Raw genomic sequence first — 3,197 nt, 5'->3', positions numbered from 1 at the left:
CCGCTGATCAAGGCGATGGACATGATCCAGGGCCAGCAGACCTCGGGTGCCTGCACCATCGCGCAATGGGCCTCCGTCGAGGCGCTCAACGGCCCGCAGGATTTCATCGCGAAGAACAAGGCGATCTTCCAGGGCCGCCGCGACCTCGTCGTCTCGATGCTCAACCAGGCGCGCGGCATCTCCTGCCCCTCGCCCGAAGGCGCCTTCTACGTCTATCCGTCTTGCGCTGAGCTGATCGGCAAGAAGACGAAGTCGGGCAAGGTGATCGACACCGACGAAGCCTTCTGCTCGGAACTGCTCGACGCCGAAGGTGTGGCGGTGGGGTTCGGCTCGGCCTTCGGCCTCGGTCCGAATTTCCGCATCTCCTACGCGACCTCGGAAACCTTGCTGGAGGAAGCCTGCACGCGCATCCAGCGCTTCACCGCGTCGCTGACCTAAACGGCCGAGAAGCTCCGAACGCGAAGAACCCGGCGTCACGCCGGGTTTTTTGTCAGAGGCTTGTCTCAGCCGCCATATTGCTCCGGTGTCACCGCTTCCAGCCACTCCGCATGGACGCCGTCCATCGCCTCCTGCATGGCGATATGGGTCATGGCGGTTTTCCATCCCGCGCCATGCCAGTGCTTCTCGCCCGGCGCGAAGGAGATGACGTCCCCTGCCCTGATCGTCTGGACCGGCTCGCCCCAGGTCTGGGCAAGTCCGGCGCCGGCCGTGACATAGAGCGTCTGCCCAAGCGGATGCGTGTGCCAGTAAGTGCGCGCGCCGGGCTCGAAACTGACCAGCGTCGCCCTCAGCCGCGCCGGCGTTTCTTTCTCGATAATCGGCGTCTGCAGCACCCGCCCGGTGAAATAGGCCTCCGGCGCGATGATCGTCGGCACGCTGCCGCACGCAATGATCTTCATCGTTCAGATCCTCGAACTCGTTGGTTGAACAAGGGGCCGCGCTCGGCCTCTCGTGGAGCAGTCTCCTCCTGCGGAGAGGCCATTGCAACGGCTTTGGGATGTTGCCGGCGCGGCAGCTCCGGTTGCGCGCTCAGGCACTAGCATTTTCTATTTTAGAATGTCTCAATACCGTCATAAGTCATTGCTTTTTAACCATAAAATCGCCGCCTCGATCCAGCCGCCAGAGAACAGGTCAAGACGATCGCCGCGCTCAGCGTTTGTTAACGGCTGAGGTTCTAGCGATGGCGCGTGCTGTGGGGGCGCGGACATGAGTATCTTGGCGACAATCAAGGATCATAGCGGCCGTATCTATCGCGGCATCCAGGCTCTGCTCGTGATGAGCATCGCAGCCACCGGGCTCGCGGCTTTCGCGCTGACGGAGAACGCTTCCCGCGCCGGCGCGCTGACGATGTCGGCAGCATCGACCCTGATGGCGCTTCTGGTCTTGATGTATATGCGCTCGAGCGTCGTCCAGCGCCTGCAATCGGCGGAGGATGCCGAAGCCGAGAAGCACCGCTTTCTCACCATCGATGCCATGACCGGCGCCATGACCCGGCGCTATTTCATCGAAGCGCTGCGCGACCGGCTGGGCGGCTTGCGCAACCGTCGCCAGGCAAGCCTGCTTCTGATCGACCTCGATCATTTCAAGCAGCTCAACGACACGTTCGGCCATCAGTTCGGCGACCTGGCGCTGGCGCATCTTGTCAGCGAAACGCAGCGCATCTTCGAGGACGGCGCCATCGGCCGGCTCGGCGGCGACGAGTTCGGCGTCATGGTTCCGCATGGCGACGTCGCCGTCATCAACAAGGACGTGCGCCGGCTGCTCGATGCGATGCGGGCCGGCAAAAGACATGAAGGCAAGATCATTCCGCTGTCGATCTCGGTGGGGGTCGCGCTTGCGCCGCTGCATGCCTCGAACGGTGCTGAGTTGATGCTGCTGGCCGACCTTGCGCTCTACGAAAGCAAGGCAGGCGGCCGCGGCCGCGTCACCGTCTTCGACGAGGAGATGCTGTCGGACAAACGCTATCGCCGGCTGGTGGAACGCGAGCTGCGCGCCGCGATCTATCTCGGCGAGCTGGAACTGCACTACCAGCCGATCGTCGATCCCGACGGCTCGGTCGACGCGCTGGAGGGATTGATCCGCTGGCGCCATCCCGTGCGCGGCTTGATCTCGCCGGCGGAATTCATCCCGATCGCCGAGCGCTCGACGCTGATCGACATGATCGGCGAATGGGTCTTCAAGCGCGCCTGTACCGATATCGGGCATTTTCCCGGACGGCGCATCTCGATCAACGTCTCCGGCGAGCAGCTGAAGCGCGACGAGATCGTGACGATGTGCGATAGGATCCTGCGCGAAACCGGCCGGTCCGCCTCGCAATTCATCATCGAGATCACCGAGACGGTGGCGACGGCCGCGACGCCGGAGGTGCTGAGGCGCCTGGAGGCGCTGCGCGGCCTCGGCTTCCCATCGCGCTCGACGACTTCGGCACTGGACATTGCGGTTTTAACTATCTGAAGTCGCTGCCCATCGACAGCGTCAAGATCGACCGCTCCTATATCCGCAGCCTCGCCCATGACCAGGTGGCGCAGATCTTCGTCTCGGCGCTTGCCCAGATCGCTCGCATCCAGGAGATCGCCATCGTCGCGGAAGGCGTCGAGACCGAGCAGGAATTCAGCCTCGCCCGAACGGCCGGATGCAGCCGCTTCCAGGGCTATTTCTTCGGCAAGCCAGCGCCACGCGACAAGGCAAGCGCCTTGTGTGTCGCCGGCCGCGAGCCGCTCGCCCTCACGGCCTGACAAACCCAAGCCGGCGAAAATCCTATTTTTCTTGCCCTCCCGGCGAACCCGTGTGACGATGGCCTTGGGAAGGGGTGGATAAACCCCACCCGCGACGGCCGAACAGGCCGGCCGCCGCTCTGCACAGGGTGCGATCGGAGCAAAAACCGGTTTCCACTTTTGCTGATCGCTCTCTTGGGAAACGCCTGAGTGGAGGTCAGCCATGGGTACTCGCGCCGGAGGACGACGCACGGGACCGAAATGCATCGCCATAGTCGGTCCCTTTGCAAGCGGTAAGACGACACTTCTCGAAGCAATCCTCGCCCGCACGGGCGCGATACCCCGCCAATCACCCGTTTCATCGGGCAACACCGTCTCCGATCATTCGCCCGAAGCCCGCGCCCACGCCATGAGCGTCGAGGCCACCTTCGCCACCACCGATTTCATGGGCGAGCAGATCACCTTCGTCGATTGCCCCGGCTC

At 63.5% G+C, this 3,197-nt stretch carries 5 protein-coding genes; 4 read left to right on the top strand and 1 reads right to left on the bottom strand.

Annotation, left to right across the window (positions count from 1 at the left end; translation table 11 throughout):
• Positions 1 to 438 (top strand): aminotransferase class I/II-fold pyridoxal phosphate-dependent enzyme (locus EOA27_RS29010; RefSeq protein ID WP_127257836.1); only part of this gene is annotated, 438 nt, incomplete at its 5' end.
• A gap of 65 nt (positions 439 to 503) precedes the next feature.
• On the opposite strand, the gene EOA27_RS29005 is transcribed toward EOA27_RS29010, so the two are convergent.
• Positions 504 to 899 carry a cupin domain-containing protein gene (locus EOA27_RS29005; protein WP_126081716.1) on the bottom strand — a complete coding sequence of 132 codons (396 nt, stop codon included), beginning with the start codon at positions 897 to 899 and terminating at the stop codon, positions 504 to 506.
• A gap of 316 nt (positions 900 to 1,215) precedes the next feature.
• Between EOA27_RS29005 and EOA27_RS29000 the strand changes: the two genes are divergently transcribed.
• The 3 genes from EOA27_RS29000 to EOA27_RS28995 form a co-directional block, all read left to right on the top strand.
• Positions 1,216 to 2,454 carry an EAL domain-containing protein gene (locus EOA27_RS29000; protein WP_281059485.1) on the top strand — a complete coding sequence of 413 codons (1,239 nt, stop codon included), beginning with the start codon at positions 1,216 to 1,218 and terminating at the stop codon, positions 2,452 to 2,454.
• Positions 2,406 to 2,735: an EAL domain-containing protein gene (locus tag EOA27_RS43015; RefSeq protein ID WP_348639288.1), complete on the top strand. Its 330-nt coding sequence runs from the start codon at positions 2,406 to 2,408 to the stop codon at positions 2,733 to 2,735. The genes EOA27_RS29000 and EOA27_RS43015 overlap by 49 nt, the downstream gene beginning before the upstream one ends.
• Positions 2,736 to 2,937: 202 nt before the next feature.
• Positions 2,938 to 3,197: GTP-binding protein (locus EOA27_RS28995; RefSeq protein ID WP_245491186.1), on the top strand; the 260-nt coding region annotated here is incomplete at its 3' end.

The organism is Mesorhizobium sp. M2A.F.Ca.ET.037.01.1.1, assembly GCF_003998075.1.
Lineage (GTDB): Bacteria > Pseudomonadota > Alphaproteobacteria > Rhizobiales > Rhizobiaceae > Mesorhizobium.
The sequence above is the reverse complement of the archived record's forward strand: the minus strand, read 5'-3'. Positions and strand labels throughout refer to the sequence as shown.